Raw genomic sequence first — 346 nt, 5'->3', positions numbered from 1 at the left:
CTGAAACAACGCCAGGTAAGGATTGGACTGATCAAACATACGCATCACGACATGGATGTGGATACGCCGGGTAAAGACAGCTATGAGCTGCGTAAAGCAGGCGCCGAGCAAACGCTGGTCGCCAGCGATCGCCGCTGGGCATTAATGACCGAAACGCCGGAGCAACAACCTTTGGATCTGCGCTATCTGGCTGGGCGCTTTGACGCCGATAAGGTCGACTTGATTCTGGTGGAAGGGTTCAAACATGAGCCGGTCAGCAAGATCCTGCTTTATCGGGCCGAGATCGGCAGACCGTTGGAAGACATGCTGGATCAGTTTGTCGTCGCGATAGCCAGCGATCGACCGC

1 protein-coding gene is annotated in these 346 nt (G+C 55.5%); it reads left to right on the top strand.

The window, feature by feature from the left end:
- Positions 1-346: molybdopterin-guanine dinucleotide biosynthesis protein MobB (mobB, locus tag KQX66_RS39080; protein ID WP_216798444.1), on the top strand; the 346-nt coding region annotated here is incomplete at both ends.

The sequence above is a fragment of the Paenibacillus oleatilyticus genome (assembly GCF_018998565.1).
GTDB classification, from domain to species: Bacteria; Bacillota; Bacilli; order Paenibacillales; family NBRC-103111; genus Paenibacillus_G; species Paenibacillus_G oleatilyticus.
This window is presented reverse-complemented; position numbering and strand designations above follow the sequence as displayed.